The organism is Xenorhabdus sp. XBWT (assembly GCF_059072735.1).
This window is the reverse complement of record NZ_CM180990.1, coordinates 1,761,865-1,781,672: the sequence shown is the minus strand read 5'-3', so window position 1 is coordinate 1,781,672 and position 19,808 is coordinate 1,761,865. Positions and strand designations below refer to the sequence as shown.

The window sequence follows — 19,808 nt, the reverse complement described above, 5'->3', positions numbered from 1 at the left end:
AGAATCTACAAGCAAAGGGTAATGTTCACCATGTTTTCTTATTGAAACTATTATAGTTTTAGGGGGCTATACACTCAGTCTTCACATAATCCTGCAAATATCTCAGTTTTGCCCGGTCGTTGATGATGCCTTCTCGGATATCGAGAACAGTTGATCCAGTTTCTCCAGTGAGTTCGACGGTGGTTGCATCGCCCACGCTGCCGGAGGAAGGGGTTTCACGCACGGGACAGATGGCTTGGATGCGCAGCTTGCGACGGCCAGCGGCAACATCAGCCCGAAGAGTGTCAATTTCAGTCTTGGCATTGGCGAGTTCCTGTGTGTGACGGGTGTCCATCTCATGCAGCATTTCAATGTGCGTGTTTTGGTAGTTGATAGTGTCGGTCAGTTGCTGGATTTCGGTTGCTTGATCTTCGTTGGTTTTAAGCTGTTCCTTGTATCCATAGCGGTATAAGAGAGCAGCGCTGGAAGCAATAATCAAGGCAACGATAACGCCGTAGGTGAAATTGAACTTCATGATAAGAACATCTGACGTTCAGATGCGTGGCGGTTGTCCAGTCCACGCATGACCTTACCTGCTGCTTTGTTCCATCTCAGAAATTCATCGGCTGCGCCTTTATTGTCACCGGCATTGAGTTTCTTCAGTAGCGTAGAGCCAGAAAAGCTACCGCCACCACAATTGAAGGTAAACGAGCACAACGCATCGAACTGACCTTGAGTCATTGGCACCTTTACCGCCGATTCAATGGTGATGTAAATGGGTGTTAGGTCATCATGCAAGAATGCTTCAGCTTGCTGTTCTGTAATGACCTGTCCTGGCTTGACGTCTTTTGTGTGACCGTAACCAATTGTCCACGGAAGACCACCCGTTGCGGGATCCGGATAGGCTTTCAACTTTAGCCCTTCCCATTGCTGAATGAATTTCAAGCCGTTCTCGCTGATTTTCATTATCTGTTCACCCCGAATTTGTTTTTGAAGAAGGTAAAGACAGCATCAAAGCCCGGATACCATATTCAGGCGATTCGAAACGACAGAACCGCTTTTCGATACTCCGATCATGCGGCAACTGACCCTGCCACTTATTCGCGGGGTTATGGTCAATGTTGCCGGGGTTGTTATTGCGTAGGCCTCTGGTCATCATATTTTCCCTTCATTCAGTAATTTCCTTACTTCCCAACTGTGCATGCTGGTGCTAATTTCTGCGCCCGTATCCAGAAAAATAGCTGTACCGCTATTACCGTTATAATCAATAGGATGAAAATGAGTAATGCGCTCCAGAACAACAGTTGTCGGATACATTCGGCTACTGACGCCATACGGTGGAAAATCATACGTACTCATGATGCTCTCCTATTCAGGCGGGATGTTTCACCAATTTCATATCGTTCTTCAATGAGAATGAATTCGTCATCATCTCCGTTAACACTTTTCGCCATCGCATCGCAACAGGCAGTACAGCAGCGATAATGCATAATCTCGCCATCGAACACCCGCGTAGACAGCCGGACAGTAGATTTAGGAGGAATGATTTCATCACAGATATGACAGCGAGATTCTTTGCGGGTCACGCCAATTTTGTCTTTCAGGCAACGGTCAGAACCATCGCCAAAATCACCCTCGAATAAGTAAAATGACAGAACGGCGTCTACGTAATCTTGGCCTCTGGTCATCTGTTCACCCCAAATTTGTTTTTGAAGAAGGTAAAGACAGCATCAAAAATAGAGCCAATCTTCTTGGTGCCCAAAAAGCCAATGAGGACACCGAAGAACTGGGCGAGACTCAGGGGCAGTTGCGCATATTCCAGCGCGTTAATAATCCCGACACTGATCGCCGCACAAATAAAGGCTTCTACTAGCGAGGCTGTCCAGCTTGAACCGTCCCTTTTCTCTCGGGCAAGGGCGGTCGATGCCGCCAGAAACATCCCGCCAAGAAAGGGCGCATTGATAATTAACCAGTCCCAAACGTGAGACCAGAATTCCGCGTCTTTTTCAGTCATGCGCATATTCCACCCCATTAAGACAATGGGCGTCCGTGGGGTGAGAGAGTCGCCCCCGTGAGTTGGTTAAAAGTAATAAGGTGATACTTAAGGTCTGTTGTTAGATCAGCCAAATATTAACCAACCGAAGCGAGGGCTGATTAGCTTCGGTATGAGGATGTAAAATGTCCTATATCCACAGCAGAAAGTATCTGCAAAGTGGCGATATTGTTTCTGTTCAATGTAGCCACCAAATAAATGTATTGATCATGGATGATAATCATTACAGCAATTATAGAAATGGCAGGCGGTATACCTATTACGGCGGGTTTTACAAACAATTTCCTGCCAATATTGCCGCTCCACATTCTGGTTATTGGAATGTTGTTTTAGCTCTTCCGCCCGGACATAGAGCTAATATTCGCCATTCAATCTCAGTTATTCCAGCATAAGTATTCAGCTTTAGCCTGAGATAGTGCAGCGTTAAGGGCGGTAATAATTTTTTGCTGTGTACCGTCCTTTATGTACCCGGTCGATGCCATTCCTTCCCCTTTATCCTCATCGCGATACCAGATTGTTTCGCCGTTAAGTTCTATTAATACTTTCATTTGCATACCTCAGATTTGATATATGGTTGTGAACTCAGGTCAACTTTAAATGGATTCAGAATCGGTTTTAACTACTACCACTTGTAATATCAGGCTTACAAATCAAGGATGCCAGCCGCAATAGGAGATACGGAGGTGCTGGGAGTGATTGCGGTGGCAAATATGGGAATCCCTGTATTGAATAAAGGGTATTAATGGCTATTCAGTCACGTTTCAGGATAAAACCAACTACGCAACCAAAACTGAACATTGATACACTAAGCGAAATTAACGTGATAATGGATAATTCCATAGGCATACCTCATGACACTTGAAATCGTTATTGCTGTGATAGGTGTATTGATCCCCGTTGCCCTTTATTTTGCAAACAAGCAGGATCAAAACAAAAAGGAACGTAGGAAAGTATCGAATGAAATACTGGTAAAACTCATAAAAGAGATTACCTTCATAGAATCTGGTAGTTACCCATTCACAAGACTAAGCCAGCGCGATTTTGATAAGTTGCTCGCTCTGGCTCCAGAAAGGAAAATGAAGAAACTTAAGTCTGCCATTAATTCCTACGAACGGGCTTATAATGAAACTGTCAAAATTCAACACTATCACGACACTCATCCATCCGATCACTTATTTATTCTTAATGCTTTTGATGTTATTAATCCAAAAGAAACCATCAAAGATTTGGAGCCATTAAGAAAATTTCTGAAAAAATTTTAATCCGCAATGAGAAAAAACCACGCCATGCGCAGCCTTGATTGAACTATCCGGAATGACCGGAGAGTTGGATTATCCATAGGGATCGGGGTGTTGACCGCATCACCCAAAATCACATTTAACCTATTGATTTATAAAAATTACAAGGTGCTGTCCGACCATGATCGAGTTGAATTGCAAACTCAGAGTTGACAACTGACAACTGCTCGTTTATCTCCTGCTCAGTCTGCCTAAACCTTGCCTCTTCCAGTTCAACCCCCAGCACCCGACGATTGAGTTTTAACGCCGCTTTCAGTGTTGCACCTGAACCCATAAAGAAATCAGCTACCACATCCCCTGCCCGGCTGCTGGACTGGATAATGTGCGTCATCAGATCAAGGGGTTTTTCACAGGAATGTTTGCCCGGATAATACTGAACAGGCGCAAACTGCCAGACATCGGTATAGGGGACATCGGGTGTGACCGAGAACGGGCGGCGCAATGACGTGTAATTTTGCTGTGTCAGCGACTCTTTATATTGCCGTGATAAAAATTGATGTTCTGCCACCAGCTCATGATGTGGCCGGTTCAGTTTCCCGCGAAACAATACCTGTAATTTTTGATAGTCCGTTTCATTGGGTAATGACCATTGGCTCTCGCTGAACCAGTGGCGGGACATCTGCTTACCCGTTGCTTGGTTAATTTCTTTCAGCCTGATACCTGATGATTTCAGGGCATCACGGAAATAATCTATCAGGGGTTTAAAAACCTGCGCACTCAGTGCCTGATATTGCCGGTAACGTCCGTCAGATTTCGGGTGATCAAACCGCTGATAATGTTCAGCGAAAATTATTCGTTCCGTCGCTGGAAAATAGGTTCTGAGGATTTCTTTATTTTGTCTTAGCCACGGGCCATACGATTTTGCCCAGATAATATGGTTCAACACATTGAACCGTTCGCGCACGAGCAGTTCCGTATCAGACGCCAGACGCGACCCACAGAACATATACAGACTGCCGTTGGGTTTCAGTACCCGCCAGAACTCGGCCAGTGCTTCATCCAGCCACGCAAGGTATGCCGTGACATCTTTCCACTGGTTATCCCATTGGTGCTCTTTCATCTGATAATAGGGCGGGTCAGTGGCGATCAGATCAATGCAGTTATCCGGTAATGTTCTGATAAAGTTTAGCGCGTCGTCGTTAATTAATGTGAGATCATTTAAATTCACAATAGTTTCCTGAATCGACGAAGGTGGGGGAATTAAAAACAAAAAAACCACGCCGGAGCGTAGCCTTGAAATATTCATCTAAACATCCCGGACTTGCGGGATTTCGAACTACCAAAAATCTTTTGGTAGTTGGATTTACGACGGGTAGAAATGAAAAAGCCCCACTTGGCTAGTGAGGCTTAACTGCTTTTCGGTTTTACTGCCGTCTGTGTGCTCTGAGCGTCGATAAGTCCGTTGTATGGAATCATTATGAACAATTAGTTAACGAGAAAAAAGACACCTTCACTTACGGATCACTGGTGAATGATTTTTTACGTTCAGCGGACTTCATCGAACTCTCAAGAGATACTCAAAGTGACTATCGAAAATATTCAAAAAAAGTCGTCCCAGTCTTTGGAAAAATGTCACCGGACAATGTAAAACCTGAACATATCAGAAAGTACATGGATAAAAGAGGCTTGAGCAGTAAAACGCAGGCTAATAGGGAAAAATCTTTCATGTCGAGAGTGTTCCGGTGGGGATACGAGCGCGGGCTAGTGAAGATAAATCCATGTCAGGGTGTTAAGCAATATAGAGAGAATTCTCGGGAGCGCTATATCACAGATTCAGAGTATCAGGCGCTTTATGAAGTATCCCCTCCTGTTATTCAAGTTGCCATGGAGTTGGCTTATCTTTGCTGTGCCAGACAGAAAGACATTTTAGCATTGTGCAAATCTCAACTCATGGAAGCAGGCATCTACATAAAACAGCATAAGACAGGCAAAAGCCAGATAAAGGGTTGGTCAGAACGATTAAGGAAATCCGTAAAGATGGCTAACGCCCTCCCGCTGAAAGAAGGTTTTCACAGCCTGTTTATTCTCCACCAGTCTAACGGAAAGCCCTATTCCAGAGATGGTTTTAACAGTCGATGGCTCAAAGCCAAAGAAATTGCCTCTCAAAAATATCCTGAACTGGATTTCAATTTTACATTTCACGACCTGAAAGCAAAAGGCATCTCCGATTTGGAAGGAACGTTACAAGAAAAACAAGTCATTTCAGGCCATAAAAATATTGGACAAACCGCTCGATATGACAGAAAAACAGAAATTGTGCCGGTGGTAGGTAATCAGAAAAAGTGACTAATGATTCAAAACAAGAAAATTATCTTATGAAGGCATCTTCTGAAAATGTTCTGAAACGTGATTTTCATCAAAGAAAAAAGCCACCCGAAGTGAAGTGACCCCCAATAGTTGGACAACCAATGACTGGGGGTTTTTTATGTCTAAATATAGTCGTGAACTAAAAATCATGATTGCTAAACGATGTCTAGCAGGTAACGCATCGGATAAGCTATCAGCGGAATATTCAATCTCTTCTCGACAAATTCGATACTGGTCTCAAGTTGTTGCCATTCATGGTGATAACGCTTTTTTGCCAACGCCTCACTCTCTTTGTGCTGCAACAAAACTCCATGCTTTGAAATTAATGTGGACAAATGATTGGTCTCTCACTCACACTAGCGCAGTTCTCAATTTAACGACCCCGGGTACCTTATCAGTCTGGCTTGATAAGTATAATGAAACAGGTATCAAAGGGCTTGAAAGTCCTCAGTGAGGAAGACCCCCAATGAAATCACGACCTAAAATTCCGCCGAAGTCTGATGACGAAATGACAGTTGAGGAACTTAAAGAAGAATTAGCTTATTTACGTGCAGAAAATGCTGTCCTAAAAAAGTTAGAGGGGCTGGAACAGAAGAAACGCCAACGAGCAAAGAAAAAGCGTTAATTGTTTTAGCTCTTAAAAAGAAATATCCATTAAAGCACTTACTTTGTGCCATTAATCTTGCAAGAAGCGTGTTTTACTATCAGTGTCAAGCGCTTAAAAAAACGCGTGCTTATGAACAAGAAATAGAGATGATTAAGACTATTTATCATGAGCATAAAGGTCGTTATGGCTATCGTCGCATTCATTTAGCATTGAGAAAAAATGGCTTTAAAATCAATCACAAGACAGTACAACGATTAATGGGACAATTAAACCTAAAATCCACGGTAAGGCCGAAGAAATATCGTTCGTATCGTGGAGAAGTGGGTAAAACAGCACCGAATTGGTTAGCAAGAGATTTTCACGCGACAAAACCGAATGAGAAATGGGTAACGGATGTGACGGAGTTTAAAGTGAATGAACAAAAAGTTTATCTATCACCTATTATTGATTTATTTAATCAAGAGGTTATCGCTTACAACGTGGCGAAAAAGGCGAGTCTGCCTTTAGTGACTGAAATGCTAAAAGAGGCATTAGAGAGGCTACAGCAGTAGCCATTGCCATCATGCCGAAAGTTGCAGCCGATCCCATAGTTGCCACACTGGTAGCCGCAGCAGCAGGAGCCATAGCCGCTGTAATCGTGGCTCCTGTCGCAACAGACGATGCAGCCGCAGCTTTGTTAGCCGCCGTTCCCATAACCATGTTTTTAACTTGCTGAATTCCCATCTGAACCAATGCGCTAACTGCCTCGTTTGTGATGGTCAGTGCAAGATTACGCATGGCATCGTTGGCGCTCTGTGTGCCGGTTAATAGTCCGGTGATGGCATTGGCGGAGCGTTGCCCAAGGGCCTCAAGCCTTAGCAACAATTCCAGCCGTTAATTTTCCCTCTGCTGCCATCTTTCTTAACTGACCAATATTAACGCCAAGGTGATCACTTAATGCTGCAATTAAGCGGCTGCCGTTCTCAGACATGGAGTTAAACTCTTCGCCACGCAGAACACCCGAAGCCATAGCTTGCAAGAACTGAATCATAACACTTGAAGATTCCGCAGCAGTTGCACCTGAGACCACCAGCCCTTTTGCTACAGTTTCAGTTAATTTCGCCACATCATTAGCTGACATACCATAGTTACGTGTAGTTCTTTCAAGACGACCATATAGCGCAGCCGTAGCATCCAAACCTGCTCGGGAGTTCTGGGCGATGTTAAAAACACGTTCAGTCACTTCTGCTAGCGTTTCATTTGCTTTAACGGCGTTAACCAATTTGTTATTCGCAACAACCCATGCATCCGCATAACCGGCTATTTTCTCGACGGACAACGCCGCCGTTACCGCAGTAGCAGCTCTTGAAAGACTTAGTAATGCTTTCTCTGCTCCCTGCACTGAACGCCCAGTTTGATTAAAGCGTTGCTCTACCTGTCCCAAGCGCGAATCTAATTGCCGTTGTGCGGTCAACAATTGAGCTACATCCATTGATACTTGATAAACAATGTTACCTACTTGATGATCTGCCATTTTGCTGGCCCCTTAAAAAAGAAAACCCCGCCAGATGGCAGGGTTATTTGGTGTTATATAAGGGAATATATTTTCAAGGTGTGACAGATTGATGATTTTATTGTCTTGCTATAAAACGTTTTCCCGTTTTACCCAAAAGCAAAGAAAATAGAATTGCCAACGAGCCAATGATAGTTATTGCTACTCCAGCCGTCATATAAATCTGCCTATCTGCAATCAAGCCAGCATTATAAAACTTATCATCATACCCAACTGAGATATTCATAGCGAAAGCATAAATACAAATACCAATACCAATACCAATAAGTGTTAATATAATACCTATTGTTTTCGGTGTAGATCCGCCGTCAACATTAAGCTCACACTCTTTGGCTTTCATTTCTTCTGCCAACACACTACGCATAGCTATCTTTGCATCGTCAGGCTCATTAAGAATGAAAACATCAAAAGCATCATAATAATCTTGATGCATTCGAATAACAGTCTCATAATCACCGTTCTCTTGATATTTTTCCGTAGCTCCATTTATAACTTTCATTATTTCTCTTATTACGCGCCTATTGGCCTGATAACATTCGCTATCGTCACTCTTTATGAGAATTTTATAATAATCTCTTGGCGCACCCTGTATTGAAATATCTGACATACTTACCTCAATTATTTACCATTATCAACTAAACACTTTTCTACGATTTCTTTTCTATTCCACTCAACAGGAAAACCCCCAGATGTCGTTTTGTAGAATTTTACATTCGACCCATTAGCAGTACTTTTTACATCTGCAAATATGACATCGTTTATAGTAAATATCGTAATCGTGTCATTAAAAGACTCTGTGTGAACAGTATTGTCTCTTTCCAGCAATACTCGGGTATTCGTCCATCCGTTATATATACATCCTGCAAGCTCTTTTGCAGTCTTATTACTATTTCCTTCAAACCGCGGGGCTTCGCTTCTAGCTTCATTAGGCGTTGCCAGACATCCAGACAACATCAATGCTGAAAAAGAAATTCCGGCTATTAATAACTTCCTCATCACATCCCTCATCATTAAATTTTGCTCATAATACCAACAGCATAGTGCAAAGCAATGCAAAATGTGGGAATGGTAGATATGAAAAAGGCCGCACAGGGCGGCAGATGTGAGAAACCCGCGCGAGGCGGGTCTTATTTGTTCGGTAGTATTATTTTTGAGATTATGGCTAATCGGTGTGGGTGATGATCTTTATTGCCCCATAACCAAGACTGATAATCACCAACTTCATCCTGATTAGATATTTGTCTAACTTCACCACTCATTACATCATAGCCGTAGACGTATAATCCATATAGCAAAGCCTCATACATTCTGCCTTGCCAGAAGGACATACCCTCCGTCGTCTGGTTTACATCAGAGATTATTACGTCATAACTCTTAATAAGATAATGAAAAAATATTTTTGAAGCTAAGCCGTTCAGCACTGCATTGTGTTGAGGTTTCTTTGTGCGCCAAAGCAACACTTGAGATACAGGTCTGCAATTTAGTTCTACATCATTGGTGATTATTACTTTATTGTAGTAAATAACCTCATGAGTAATATCACATAGTAAAGCTAATTCAAAATGAGTTTTATTTAAGTCCAGTCTATTATCGATCCGAACAAATCGATATCCCGGAGGTAGGATTAATTCGTCAACATCTTTTGTCATTTCATGAGCTAATGGGTTAAGAGCATCATATAGAGCACCATTGCGCTTAGACTCATTCAGGTAACTGAAATCAGCAGCAATTTTATCTATATTTTCAAGATGTAACGGCATACACCCCCCTTACCAAAAGTTTCAATATTCAGCTCATTGATAAATGTACCTTGAGGTAATAATAGAGTTAAGCTAGCTTAAATTCAATAAGAACCTAGCTTCTTTATTGTTTCGTTGATGATTAAAATGTATCAAGATGCTTCACTTCTTCATACTCACCAGTCTGCGCTGGCCGCTCATCAGCTCATTGGTGCGCTTATCATCCGCATCAATCACCGCATCATATTCTTCACGGGTGAAACCTTTCTCATCAGGGAACTTGGCTTTCAGCATCATCTGAAACTCGGTCATGGTTAACTGTTCGGCTTCCCCGCGTGACATATTAAAGTGAGCACGGGCGGCATTGATGTACTCAATGGCTTTAAACTGGTTGGAATAGGCGTCTGTTCCTTCATGACGCTGGAGCTTCCTGATCTGCACCTTACCAATAACACCATGCGTCACCAGTTCCTGAGCAATCACGATGATGTCATTAATGGGGGCTTTCCCCGGACGATAGATAATCCCTCTTCGCCCCGGACGCCATTCGCCAATCAGTTCATCTACATCGTCTTCACAGCACGCCTGTATCACCCTCATTGAAGTTGACAGAATGACACGGCCAAATGCTGGCTTACGCATCAGCCTAATCAGCCAGTCGGGAACCGAACCATAAGCCAGTACTGCGCGATTAATTAACGATTGTGTCTCTGCACCATTGAGCAGCGTGTATGCGTCAACAATTTGTTTGGGTGTGCCAATGCGTGTCATGGCAGACAACGAAGGGCTAAGTAAAAAGTCTGATTTATCAGTGGAGATAACCATCTCACCAATATCAAGAATGGGTGTCATAAAGCCTCCTATTATCAAGGGCACTTACCAGCACCCTTTGTAATATTAAGCCGTGACCGTAACCGAGCATTTTGCTGCTTTTCTGCCATCTTCCATAGTAACTGTGATGTTCGCAGAACCTTCTGCAATGCCTTTCACTGTCACTACATTGCCGATCTTACTTACCGCAGCAACGCTGGTTTTATCCGATATCACTGTGTAGTTTTTATTGGTGGCGTTAGCCGGCGTGACGTTAACACTGAATGAGTCTGTCTTTCCGACCGGAACAGATAAGGAAGGCGGATTAACCGCAACCGACTGCACCGTCACCTCTTCGATCAGCCAATCAACCGTATCAGCATCAGACACCTTTAATTCGCCGGAATAGGTGGCAACCTCATTGGAGCCGAACTGGGATGACCAGGACGTGAAGACCATGTAACCTTGTAATACAAAAGCATCTTCACCGGTAAAATCCATCTGTACCCAATACGAGGGCTGACGACCGGCCTGAACTTCTTTCGGTATCTACCGCAATAGACGCAATGGGCCAAAATCTTCGTTCTTATCCTGTTTACGGTATTCGCCGTCAAATGAAATGGTTAAGTCCATGCTGGTCACAATGCTTTCCACCAGCCCCTTAGAATCATCCGCCTCTGAGGTCAATGTATTGGGGGATAGATAAGCAATAACTTCTGTAAATTTTCATCATAGCCATGAGCTACCAGACACTCAGATTTTTCATTGACCTGATTCAACAACAACTCAAGAACTGAATCAGGCAACGTAAACCCCAGCTCGGCGATCATCGGCTTAATGTCACTCAGCGTTATCACCATCTTTTTTACCTTTGCTTTTTTGTTTTGTCGGAGTTGCTACTTCAAGCTCTTTTTTTTCTATCAGCTCGACTAATCCTGCCTTAATCCATGCTGTGGCGTTTTCTTCCGACACATCTAGCTGAGCACCAACCTCTAGCTTTTTGAGGTCGGCACCAGCAAAGAAGTTACTTGAAACAACTTTTACCAGTGCCATGAATCCCCCTTATGCGCCTTTAGCGTGAATAACTGAGAAATGACCGTTAATATCCTGCTTAACCATCAGACCAGCCGCACCCCATGTACGCCATACATAGTCAGAGTTATAGAACTGACGCGGATCAGCAACTGTACCGAATGCCTGACCGACAATCGGAGCGAGAACACCCGCACCCAGAGGGATAATCATGATTTCATTGCCTTTCAACTCAAAGTCTTCTTTGATGCCAGCAATGCCAGTGATTTTCTTGATTTCTTCAAGAACCGTGCGCGTCTGGTTAACGTCGTAATACAGCTTTTCCCAGTTAGACAAGATTTCACCTGACACATACCAAGTTTGAGCGCCATATTGGTAGTTTTGTAATTTCAGCACGTCACGCACTTTTATAACTTCACTGCGCATTGCCTGACCATCTGTACTCATGGTGTGATCAACGTTCAGTGTGACTTGTGCGACACGCTCATCAGCGCGTAAGCCTTTCCACGTCTTGTCATCAAACTTAATGAAATTGCCTTCACTGTCGCGGAAACCATTCCAGATAAAATCGAGATACTTACGGCGGACAACTTTTACAGAGTCGGCCTGTGCATCAGACAATGAAGCCAGAGCAGAGCCTTTGTTAAATACCGGATCGCGCCAGTTAAATTTAAAGCCGGTGTCATGAATGGGCACCATCGTGCCGTCAAAGCTGTAAGAACGTGCATCCAGTGCAGCACCAATCTGACCGGACATCGACGTATGTGCCCAACCCGTGCCGCCTGTGCGGGCATACTCATACACTGATTCCTCTAAACGCACTGAGCGAGATAATCCCGCCAGATCATTTAACAGAGTGAATTCAGTGTTAGGCTCAAACTCTGCCAGCACAGTCTGGTCATACGCACGATACAGGCGCTTGATATCATCGATAGCATTAACCGCATCAAGGCGCGGAGCATCTTCACCACGAAAGCGGGCGCGAGAAATAAAAGCCGCCACCGCCTGAGCAGATGAATTACGTGCTAACGTCAGCTCGCTAAACTGAGCCTGATTAGCCTCCAGGTTTCCGGTTTCGGTCGCCTTTTTGGTTGAAAAATAAAACATTCAGTTCTCCTTACTTAATCACCACGCGAACCAGATCGCCCGCTTTGGCTGTAATATTGTCTTCTTCGGTATAGGCGAAAATTAATTCACCTTCACCACCAGCCGCCGCCTTAATCTGCCCACCAGTAACAATGACAGGCTGACCTTTTTTATATGTTCCGGCCTCAGCGCGAACATTCAGGAACATGCCAGATTGAGGCTGAATCGCCACCACCCAATCCCCGGCTTTAATTTCATCATCCACCGTTTTGCAGCGCAGATAATCAAAGTTAGCCACATAAAGGATCGCTGACTCTTTGCCATCTACTGACGCAGTGAATTTACCATCAGCATAACTACCGATAGCCCCCGGCATAATTACTGCCGCTGCGGCGCCTTCCCGGTGCAACATGGGGTTAGCAAAAATACCACCCGCATGAATTACGTGTTTTCCGTCTTTAGCCATTTCTCTTACTCCGGCATAGATGTGAATGATTCAGAAGAATTGCTTGTGAATGATGGGTTCAAGCCCGCTGAGGTGTGACACTGGGCATAGAAGCCATCAAGTGCCGCGCCATCCAGAGCGTTAACCGCGATATCGTCCAGACCAAACTTCGTTTTCACCGCAGCACGTTTGTCGGCTTTCTCTTTGTCAGCGTTCGCGGTCAACTGAGATTCCAGCGTGGTGATTTTGTCAGTCAGTGGTTTCATGGCTGCGTTTATTACTGCGGTGATCGCATCAGTATTAGTTACGGCCTCTTTCTCCTTTTTCTCGCGCGCCGCTTTTTCTTCCGGTGTTTCAGTTTTCGCTTCTTCTGCATTCATTTGGTTGTATGCTTCAAGCAGCTCAGCTTCGGTCTTGCCGTCGGTTGGCTTACCTTTCGCTTTCAGTGCATTAATAATCATGTCTTTCATCGGGTTATTAGCTCCGTTGGTTTTAATTTCGTATTCAGTTGGCTTGCGCACAACTTCGACAGACTCCCCGACGATTTCGGCTGTACCGTCATCGTTCATGAGATATTTTTGTTGGTAAGTTTTGCCGGACAGGTAATAGATAAATTTGTCAGGCCAGACCGTTTCAGGGTAAGGCCAGTCATCATCGGGATATACAGTCCTGAGCTTTGCCCTGAGTGCTGAATAAATGTCATCGAATGAAAAATGAGAGGCGTTGGAAAAGAAGAATCTCGCTTTATCAATCAGCCCCTCGTTTGTGCAATCGGACGCATCAGAAAGATTGACTGCTTCAACCTCTAATTTCTGCCCGTCAGAATTAACAAAAATTCCGACACCCTCTTTTGGTGTCGCGGCTCCCGGCTCATCGGGAGGGAGAATAGCCACATGGTCGAACTGCATGTTTCGTGCAATCCATGTGTACTTTTTCCCCTTTGACTTCCCGCCGTTCTGCTCACGCTGTAGCAATAGCCCAGTGGAAATGTGTATAGGCTCAGCGTCTTTGTTGGCGATCATGTCATCCAGACGCTGTAATAAAACCCGTCCCTTTTCCGTAGACTCCGCATAGCGACGGTTGATCTTCATGTCCATGACAACCCGATCGCCATCCTTGCGGACATTCTCAGCCCATGCACCAACATGAAACTGATTGACCGCACGGGGAACATCCGCAGAGACATACTGACCGTCAATGCTGGGATGACCCAAGGGCATTTGTTTACCTTCGATTGATTTATAGCTCTTGTTAATTTCACCAGCCGGATAAAGCCCCCCGTTCATCACAACATCATCTACGACAGGTACAACGCCACGAATGACGATATGCTTATCACCATCGATAGTTTCAGTTGAGATATTGGAGGAGTTTAAGGCCAGTGATTTAACATGAACGCTGGATAGCTTCATGCCGTGACCTCTTTGAATTGTTACTCAGATAAACTGTGTTCCTGCCACGCTTGACGTTCTTTCGTCAGACGTTCAGTTAATCCCGTGTTATACAGCTTCCCGTTATCATTCAGTACCACAGGCTGTTGCGCGCAGTAACAGCGATAACGATTACCGTTTCTGGAATAGAATTCCTCAACTTCCTCTTTGGTGTAGATTTTCCCGTGTCTTATTGCGTGCCATTGCCGTGTAGTGGGCTTTAGGGCTGATAACCAGAGTAATGCAGTATTCAACCCCAGCCGTTCCTTAGCCCATTCTGACTCGCTCCATTGCGCCTCGCGTAATGCTCCGACCTGCTCAGTCTGGGCGATGGTTTTCGCCCTGCTCATCGACACATTTAGACGCTGGCTAATCACTCTGGCGGTTTCTTTGGGATTGATGCCACGAGCAATCGCCTCAGCTATGACATTGGAAAGATCGGCGCGGGCTGCATCAGAGATGCCCTTCCAATCGCTGTAGGTTAAAACAAAAGCCGCCGCCACCTGATTTTGATAGGCTGGCGTCGATAACAGGAAAGGCAATGTGGTTTGCTGTGCGTAGATTTCTGATTGCATAGACAGGTTGGTATAGGCGTTCAGGGTTCCGCGCTGATATTCATTAGCCACATAATCAAATGCCCATAACTGCGTTTTTCCACCAGTCAGTAAATACTCATCAAGAATGGCCTGAGTCCGTTCCAACAACAACGCCAAGGCATCCGCTGACATGTCATAGATGAACGCGCCTTTATTAACACGAAATAACCAGTCCGGTTCACCCGCTTCGTTTTTCGCCAACAAATAACTGGATTGCCCCTCTTTTTGATACCCGGTTAAAGCATCGTCGAATAGCTGCCTGAGGGCTTTCTTGATACCGTAATACCGTTGCTCGATATCATGAAACATTTTGTTAACAGATCGGTATGATTGCGTGGGGTCTTGCTTATTTCTCGGTATTATCGGGGTGCCGATTTTGGTCTTGGTCATCAGTTAACGGATCTCCGGTTTCCCCCTGCGGCTCTGGCTCTTCTTCCAGCGGCTCCAGCTCACCCACCGTGCGGATCTCATTAGGGGTAAATACTGGTGTCCCGTATGCCTGTTGGGTCTTGAGTGCCGCCTCAGCCATTTTAATCATATTGTCGATCTTCTCCTGCTCACTGGACGCCAGCATGTCAGACCATGCAATAGTGACCTCTCCTGATGGTGGCGGTTCGATAATGCCAATTTTCCACAATCGCGTTATCAGTCGTGTGACATACTGCGTCAAAAAGCCCCAGCGCCGCCCATTCAGACGAACCTTCCATGTGGCATCGTCTTTGTCACCAGCTAATTTTCCCGTTTGAGTACCAAACAGAATGGTGAACGGTACTTGTACAGAAGCGCAGAATTCACGGGCCGTCACTTCCCATGTCGGAGTCGGATCGCCCGGAGTCACTGACAACACATTCAATTTACCCGCCTGCATGACAGCAGCAGAATCCGTCCCACGATTCAACTTGCTGATTTTGTCTTCCAGTGCCGCCCCGATGTCTTTATATCCAGCCTTAATCGCTGCTGCGCTGATATCTTGCATACTGGTTTCTTTATCAAACTCCACCCCAATCTGGCGGGAAGCATTCTTTAGGAAGCCTTCGGAACTGCCACCACTCACCTTCTCAACATCCAATAATTTGTTATAGCCAGCCCTGAGCAAAGGTGTACCAGAGAAAATATCGCCACTTTCTGCCCCTTCGCACAAAGTGATCACTCGTGATGGATGAATAGCCAGTTGTTTTGCTGGCCCCTGCATCTCAACCTGCCCCACCGGACGCTCATCAAAGTTGAACATCTTGGGCTGTCCGTAAGCATCTGAATTGATGTCCGTGTCCCATTCGGCAACAGTCAGTTGCAGCTCCCAGACAGGTATCAGGTTTACCAATGCCTCATCTTTCAGACGTGATAACACGGTAGTATCAACAGGCTCACTCCATGCCCTGCTATCCCGAACCTGAATCAGTAGCGCCGAATAGTGACCAATCATATTGCGGCGGTCAGCGTCTTTAATTTTTGACCAGAACGGCTTGATCAGCTTCGTAACTTTTGTTTCCCATGCGCTGGTAGCATCTGACTCTTTCTTTTCCTCACCATCAATGATAGTGGGGTTATCCTGCCAGCATCCATCCAGTAAACGATGTACCGCAGCATGCGCCACCGCATTGCGTTCATACGCGTTGTAATACTCTCTGAACTGGAGCCGCTCGGGATAACCGAACTCCGAATAGATATTGGTTCGCTTCGTATTGCCGCTAATGCCACCCGCCGCATAGAGCATCCTTTTGGCGATAGTGTCAGCCAGACTGTTCACGAGCAATTCTTGCTTATCTTCACTCACGACTTCCCCTTAAAAGAAAAATGCGCCATTGGTTTTTTGTTTGATATACCCATCCAGCCCATATCGTGCCGCATCCCAGCAATGGTTATTGGCATCCTCGATAACAGGCAGAACCTCACCCGTAATGCGATCGGTTTTGTACGAGTAGAGCCGGGCTTCTTTGGCGGTCTCTTTGCAACGGGGATGGATAATGATTTGTTTGAAGCCGCGCAAGAAAGTAATGCCATCCTCTACGCTGCCCTGCCACTTCTTGGCGGCGGATATGTTGAACCCCTGCCGCCTGAGATAGCTGATTGTCTCTGGTCTGGCAGAGTCAGCTTTAATGGGCCATTTGCGAGACTCCGGCACTTGGTCATAAAACGCTGGCATATGATCGAGTTCCACCCCAACACCGTAAGCCTCACGGTCGATATACAGACAGTTATCTAAAATGAACATGCGCAGCAGGGTGCTGGGGTCTTTTGCAAAGCCGAAATCCCCGCCAAATAGTAACCTGTCCGCTTGTTGCCACAGGTTATCAGGAAATTCTTTGATAACGTACTTGTTCGCCAACACCTGCTTGTCGGAGTTCTCCAGATACGCACCTTCCCATATCCACGCGTAAGTGGAGCTGTCTAGTCTTTCCTGATCGTTAACACGTTCCTGTTCCAGTACATCAGGAAACCACGGGTTATCGTTGTAGTTCATTTCAGCAATGCAGGCATTATCAGGCGGCGTTTTGCGAAAGCGTTTATCCGTTGAACTGCCGTCAATTTCAGGGTTCCACGTCACCCAGATCTCTGAGCCTTCTTCACGCACGGTTGGGATCAGCTTTCGCCATGCGGTTTCTGAAACTGACTCCGCCTCATCAATCCACGCTATCAGAATGCGCGCCTTTGACTTGATGCTGTCAAGGTTATGCCGTAGCCCTGCGAACACATACCAGACTCTGCGGTTACGGGTTCTGATATAGTTCTCGCCCATTTCGTAATAGTTGTCTAGCCACGGTTCTGACTTGATGGCCTGCTTGACTTCTTCCATTGAGGATTCAGACAACGAGTTCATGAACTCGCGCCCGCAGAGAATAACGCCTTCCACACCAGCCTCAGCAAACATATAGCCGCGAATAGCTGTCATTAATGCAAATGTTCGTGTTTTAGCTGAACCACGCCCACCATATGAGCCTCGATAACGATAATTGCCGCTGAATACCGGAATGAGTTTAGGCGGGAGTTCAATTCTCGCTGTTGTCATGTTGACCTCCGGCAACCAGTACTATTTTGGACGGTTGCGGGGACATAGAGCCGTCAAGGGATTGGTGATTGACTTCCTGCTTATCGGAATAGCCGTGATTGGACAGCATCAGCTTAGTGATGGTTGCGTTGAATTCTCCCGACAACCCTTTGTTAATCAACCGGCTTTCCTGTAGCGCCAAAATCCCTTCTAACGTGTCCGAAAATTCAGCATTGAGCTTGGCATATTCATAGACTGTAGAGCGGGCAATGCCTAAATAACACGCCAGCCCCGCCACGCTGGGAATGACAGCTTCATGTTCAGTATAACCGCCGTACAGATATGTCTTTGCCTTAGCGATTAGCTCATCATTCAGCTTGCTAGGGCAACCAACCTGATTTGTTTGTTGTCCCATGTTCCATTTCCCCATAAATTAGAATAAATCACTGCCTCGGTTTATATAACCCGCTATCTCAGCGAGACCATATTCACTCAAAACTTACACAAACCTCTGTCAAGCACCCCTTTTCGGATGCTTTGCAGAATTTTGTAAATTGCTATCCTTGCTCTTTCAATCGATCTTCTTGCTTACTCTGGAACTCAGCTCTCGCCATAGCCCCTATTGCATAGATAGCACCCAGAACGAACCATCCCTGATACACAACAAAAATGACAAACACTGCATCTGTTAGCAGGTCGTAATACCGGAATGCCATTGGAACATGCTTGTAATCCTTAGCCAGTGAATCCCTGCCAAATAAGTACGCCAAGAACTTAACCGTGCCAAAGAGCCAGCCAGCGAAGTAACCCACATTCACAAAACCAGCTATATCTTGCGTGATCCCAATAAATAAAAAGGACGCGATAATTGCGTCCAGAATGATTGAGTATATGTATTTCATCATCAGACTCTCTTGTTCTTTGGCTTCTCGACTGAATACTTACTTGCCCATGTCTTAGCAACACTCATACAGTCATCAAACTTCTTACCCTTTCTGCTCGCTGAACCAGAACGCCGGTAATGCTCTACCGCCCTGTCACTTGCCATCCCCGCGATAGAGGAAGAAAAGCCGAGCTTGGTTAACTCGGCCTGTACGTTCTTCTTGATAAATTGTTCATTGTTCATGCAGGTTCGCCTTCATCGGGAAAATCACCGAGATCACACAACTTGAACTGAATGAGGTCTTTGACCAATTGCTCGGCTTTCTTGATAGCTTTCTTCTCTTTCTTACGAAGAGTCATCAGGCTGCTGCCTTTCTGCCCATGCTCGGCAAAAGAGAACTTCTCAGCCTGAGCCACTCGGTCTTGCATTTGCCTGATGGTGAGTTCAGTCAATCCTGATAAATCCATCAGGTTAATATCTTTGCTGCCTTCCAGTTCTGTCATGTGATCGAACACTCGAGCTTGCAACTCATAGCTGTAGCTCATTGCCACAGACAGGCTTCACGCTTAGGGAATCGATATATATCTCTTTCAACTTCCCCACCTGTGCCATTTATGAAAGTATCAACTGCAAAAAATTTTTCAGCTGCCTCCCCAAGAACTTTTGGTACTTTTTTCATAAAGCTACGATGCTCAAGCTTCCTGTATTTTTTACACGGAAAACTCATTCCCTCCGCTTTGGCTTTCGCTTTGCGGTCAGCATTGATGTAATCGATCATTTCCAGACTGGTCATGGTGGGTGCTTCTGTTACACGAAGAGATGCTTTATTAATTTCAACTAAAGACATGGTTAGTTTATATGAACGCGTCCCGTTTGCAACGGCTTCCATTGTTCTAACTCTGACAGATAGGTTGCAGCTTTATATCCGGCTTTTTTGCAGCCTTTAAAGCTGCGAGCCCCTATGTCATTCGCCGACTCACACCTCATTTCCTCCGCGAGCTTTAA

Annotated in this window: 31 protein-coding genes and 2 pseudogenes; 6 read left to right on the top strand and 27 right to left on the bottom strand. The window is 45.2% G+C overall.

Translation table 11 applies throughout. The annotated features are described in order from the left end of the window. Positions 1-58: 58 nt before the first annotated feature. The 6 genes and pseudogenes from AC5JQI_RS08240 to AC5JQI_RS08215 form a co-directional block, all read right to left on the bottom strand. Positions 59-514: a lysis protein gene (locus AC5JQI_RS08240; RefSeq protein ID WP_493914358.1), complete on the bottom strand. Its 456-nt coding sequence runs from the start codon at positions 512-514 to the stop codon at positions 59-61. Then, positions 511-945: a lysozyme gene (locus tag AC5JQI_RS08235; RefSeq protein WP_493914357.1), complete on the bottom strand. Its 435-nt coding sequence runs from the start codon at positions 943-945 to the stop codon at positions 511-513. The genes AC5JQI_RS08240 and AC5JQI_RS08235 overlap by 4 nt, the downstream gene beginning before the upstream one ends. Before the next feature lie 43 nt (positions 946-988). After that, a pseudogene (locus AC5JQI_RS08230) lies at positions 989-1,135 on the bottom strand (structural protein); the annotation flags it as partial. Next, on the bottom strand, positions 1,135-1,338 hold the full coding sequence (locus AC5JQI_RS08225; RefSeq protein ID WP_493914356.1) for a hypothetical protein: 204 nt from the start codon (positions 1,336-1,338) through the stop codon (positions 1,135-1,137). The pseudogene AC5JQI_RS08230 and the gene AC5JQI_RS08225, both read right to left, overlap by 1 nt. Next, positions 1,335-1,667, bottom strand: a complete 333-nt coding sequence (locus AC5JQI_RS08220; protein WP_493914355.1) for a hypothetical protein — start codon at positions 1,665-1,667, stop codon at positions 1,335-1,337. The genes AC5JQI_RS08225 and AC5JQI_RS08220 overlap by 4 nt, the downstream gene beginning before the upstream one ends. Further along, positions 1,664-1,993, bottom strand: coding sequence for a phage holin, lambda family (locus tag AC5JQI_RS08215; RefSeq protein ID WP_275384524.1), 330 nt, complete (start codon positions 1,991-1,993; stop codon positions 1,664-1,666). Before AC5JQI_RS08215 ends, AC5JQI_RS08220 begins: the two co-directional genes overlap by 4 nt. Positions 1,994-2,157: 164 nt before the next feature. Between AC5JQI_RS08215 and AC5JQI_RS08210 the strand changes: the two genes are divergently transcribed. Beyond that, a complete protein-coding gene (locus tag AC5JQI_RS08210) occupies positions 2,158-2,424 on the top strand; it encodes a DUF1883 domain-containing protein (RefSeq protein WP_275384523.1) in 267 nt (88 codons plus the stop codon). Here AC5JQI_RS08210 and AC5JQI_RS08205 read toward each other — a convergent pair. After that, positions 2,407-2,580: an Rrf2 family transcriptional regulator gene (locus tag AC5JQI_RS08205; RefSeq protein WP_493914354.1), complete on the bottom strand. Its 174-nt coding sequence runs from the start codon at positions 2,578-2,580 to the stop codon at positions 2,407-2,409. The two genes, AC5JQI_RS08210 and AC5JQI_RS08205, sit on opposite strands and share 18 nt — an antisense overlap. Positions 2,581-2,883: 303 nt before the next feature. Here AC5JQI_RS08205 and AC5JQI_RS08200 point away from each other — a divergent pair, with 303 nt between their 5' ends. Beyond that, the gene (locus AC5JQI_RS08200) at positions 2,884-3,294 is read left to right on the top strand and encodes a hypothetical protein (RefSeq protein WP_493914353.1); all 411 of its coding nucleotides are present in this window, start codon (positions 2,884-2,886) and stop codon (positions 3,292-3,294) included. Between the two features lie 115 nt (positions 3,295-3,409). Here the strand turns inward: AC5JQI_RS08200 and AC5JQI_RS08195 are convergent, their stop codons facing one another. Beyond that, positions 3,410-4,498 (bottom strand): DNA-methyltransferase, encoded by a 1,089-nt coding sequence (locus tag AC5JQI_RS08195; RefSeq protein ID WP_493914352.1) that lies wholly within the window; start codon positions 4,496-4,498, stop codon positions 3,410-3,412. A 206-nt stretch (positions 4,499-4,704) separates the two neighbouring features. Between AC5JQI_RS08195 and AC5JQI_RS08190 the strand changes: the two genes are divergently transcribed. The 4 genes from AC5JQI_RS08190 to AC5JQI_RS08175 all read left to right on the top strand — a co-directional run bounded on the left by AC5JQI_RS08190 (position 4,705) and on the right by AC5JQI_RS08175 (position 6,795). Continuing rightward, positions 4,705-5,616 carry a tyrosine-type recombinase/integrase gene (locus AC5JQI_RS08190; RefSeq protein WP_493914640.1) on the top strand — a complete coding sequence of 304 codons (912 nt, stop codon included), beginning with the start codon at positions 4,705-4,707 and terminating at the stop codon, positions 5,614-5,616. 139 nt (positions 5,617-5,755) lie between these two features. Beyond that, entirely contained in the window at positions 5,756-6,091 is a 336-nt protein-coding gene (locus tag AC5JQI_RS08185; RefSeq protein WP_493914351.1) for a helix-turn-helix domain-containing protein, read from the top strand. 12 nt (positions 6,092-6,103) lie between these two features. After that, positions 6,104-6,262 carry a hypothetical protein gene (locus AC5JQI_RS08180; RefSeq protein WP_493914350.1) on the top strand — a complete coding sequence of 53 codons (159 nt, stop codon included), beginning with the start codon at positions 6,104-6,106 and terminating at the stop codon, positions 6,260-6,262. Next, on the top strand, positions 6,262-6,795 hold the full coding sequence (locus tag AC5JQI_RS08175) for an IS3 family transposase (protein WP_493914639.1): 534 nt from the start codon (positions 6,262-6,264) through the stop codon (positions 6,793-6,795). Before AC5JQI_RS08180 ends, AC5JQI_RS08175 begins: the two co-directional genes overlap by 1 nt. Here the strand turns inward: AC5JQI_RS08175 and AC5JQI_RS08170 are convergent. The 19 genes and pseudogenes from AC5JQI_RS08170 to AC5JQI_RS08080 form a co-directional block, all read right to left on the bottom strand. Next, a complete protein-coding gene (locus AC5JQI_RS08170) occupies positions 6,710-7,105 on the bottom strand; it encodes a hypothetical protein (RefSeq protein ID WP_493914349.1) in 396 nt (131 codons plus the stop codon). The two genes, AC5JQI_RS08175 and AC5JQI_RS08170, sit on opposite strands and share 86 nt — an antisense overlap. After that, complete coding sequence (locus AC5JQI_RS08165; protein WP_493914348.1) at positions 7,092-7,757, bottom strand: tape measure protein; 666 nt, start codon at positions 7,755-7,757, stop codon at positions 7,092-7,094. The genes AC5JQI_RS08170 and AC5JQI_RS08165 overlap by 14 nt, the downstream gene beginning before the upstream one ends. Positions 7,758-7,854: 97 nt before the next feature. After that, positions 7,855-8,403 carry a hypothetical protein gene (locus AC5JQI_RS08160; RefSeq protein WP_493914347.1) on the bottom strand — a complete coding sequence of 183 codons (549 nt, stop codon included), beginning with the start codon at positions 8,401-8,403 and terminating at the stop codon, positions 7,855-7,857. An 11-nt stretch (positions 8,404-8,414) separates the two neighbouring features. Then, positions 8,415-8,807 (bottom strand): hypothetical protein, encoded by a 393-nt coding sequence (locus tag AC5JQI_RS08155; protein ID WP_493914346.1) that lies wholly within the window; start codon positions 8,805-8,807, stop codon positions 8,415-8,417. A gap of 116 nt (positions 8,808-8,923) precedes the next feature. Next, positions 8,924-9,556, bottom strand: coding sequence for a hypothetical protein (locus tag AC5JQI_RS08150; protein ID WP_493914345.1), 633 nt, complete (start codon positions 9,554-9,556; stop codon positions 8,924-8,926). Between the two features lie 141 nt (positions 9,557-9,697). Beyond that, positions 9,698-10,387, bottom strand: coding sequence for a DUF6246 family protein (locus tag AC5JQI_RS08145; protein ID WP_493914344.1), 690 nt, complete (start codon positions 10,385-10,387; stop codon positions 9,698-9,700). A 45-nt stretch (positions 10,388-10,432) separates the two neighbouring features. Continuing rightward, on the bottom strand, positions 10,433-10,804 hold the full coding sequence (locus AC5JQI_RS08140) for an Ig-like domain-containing protein (protein WP_493914343.1): 372 nt from the start codon (positions 10,802-10,804) through the stop codon (positions 10,433-10,435). A 224-nt stretch (positions 10,805-11,028) separates the two neighbouring features. Then, positions 11,029-11,205 (bottom strand): DUF7370 family protein, encoded by a 177-nt coding sequence (locus AC5JQI_RS08135; protein WP_493914342.1) that lies wholly within the window; start codon positions 11,203-11,205, stop codon positions 11,029-11,031. Then, positions 11,186-11,398, bottom strand: coding sequence for a hypothetical protein (locus AC5JQI_RS08130; RefSeq protein ID WP_493914341.1), 213 nt, complete (start codon positions 11,396-11,398; stop codon positions 11,186-11,188). Before AC5JQI_RS08130 ends, AC5JQI_RS08135 begins: the two co-directional genes overlap by 20 nt. 9 nt (positions 11,399-11,407) lie before the next feature. Then, on the bottom strand, positions 11,408-12,484 hold the full coding sequence (locus AC5JQI_RS08125; RefSeq protein WP_493914340.1) for a major capsid protein: 1,077 nt from the start codon (positions 12,482-12,484) through the stop codon (positions 11,408-11,410). A gap of 10 nt (positions 12,485-12,494) precedes the next feature. Continuing rightward, the gene (locus AC5JQI_RS08120) at positions 12,495-12,929 is read right to left on the bottom strand and encodes a hypothetical protein (RefSeq protein WP_493914339.1); all 435 of its coding nucleotides are present in this window, start codon (positions 12,927-12,929) and stop codon (positions 12,495-12,497) included. A 5-nt stretch (positions 12,930-12,934) separates the two neighbouring features. Then, the gene (locus AC5JQI_RS08115; RefSeq protein ID WP_493914338.1) at positions 12,935-14,320 is read right to left on the bottom strand and encodes a DUF2213 domain-containing protein; all 1,386 of its coding nucleotides are present in this window, start codon (positions 14,318-14,320) and stop codon (positions 12,935-12,937) included. 20 nt (positions 14,321-14,340) lie between these two features. Continuing rightward, positions 14,341-15,324, bottom strand: a complete 984-nt coding sequence (locus AC5JQI_RS08110; protein WP_493914337.1) for a phage minor head protein — start codon at positions 15,322-15,324, stop codon at positions 14,341-14,343. Next, the gene (locus tag AC5JQI_RS08105; RefSeq protein ID WP_493914336.1) at positions 15,281-16,708 is read right to left on the bottom strand and encodes an anti-CBASS protein Acb1 family protein; all 1,428 of its coding nucleotides are present in this window, start codon (positions 16,706-16,708) and stop codon (positions 15,281-15,283) included. Before AC5JQI_RS08105 ends, AC5JQI_RS08110 begins: the two co-directional genes overlap by 44 nt. A 9-nt stretch (positions 16,709-16,717) precedes the next feature. Further along, on the bottom strand, positions 16,718-17,941 hold the full coding sequence (locus AC5JQI_RS08100) for a PBSX family phage terminase large subunit (protein ID WP_493914335.1): 1,224 nt from the start codon (positions 17,939-17,941) through the stop codon (positions 16,718-16,720). After that, complete coding sequence (locus AC5JQI_RS08095; protein WP_493914334.1) at positions 17,922-18,335, bottom strand: DNA-packaging protein; 414 nt, start codon at positions 18,333-18,335, stop codon at positions 17,922-17,924. The genes AC5JQI_RS08100 and AC5JQI_RS08095 overlap by 20 nt, the downstream gene beginning before the upstream one ends. Before the next feature lie 142 nt (positions 18,336-18,477). Further along, complete coding sequence (locus AC5JQI_RS08090; RefSeq protein ID WP_493914333.1) at positions 18,478-18,825, bottom strand: hypothetical protein; 348 nt, start codon at positions 18,823-18,825, stop codon at positions 18,478-18,480. Then, the gene (locus AC5JQI_RS08085; protein ID WP_493914332.1) at positions 18,825-19,046 is read right to left on the bottom strand and encodes a hypothetical protein; all 222 of its coding nucleotides are present in this window, start codon (positions 19,044-19,046) and stop codon (positions 18,825-18,827) included. The genes AC5JQI_RS08090 and AC5JQI_RS08085 overlap by 1 nt, the downstream gene beginning before the upstream one ends. Then, positions 19,043-19,650: pseudogene (locus AC5JQI_RS08080) on the bottom strand (Rha family transcriptional regulator). The gene AC5JQI_RS08085 and the pseudogene AC5JQI_RS08080 overlap by 4 nt, the downstream one beginning before the upstream one ends. Positions 19,651-19,808 lie beyond the last annotated feature (158 nt).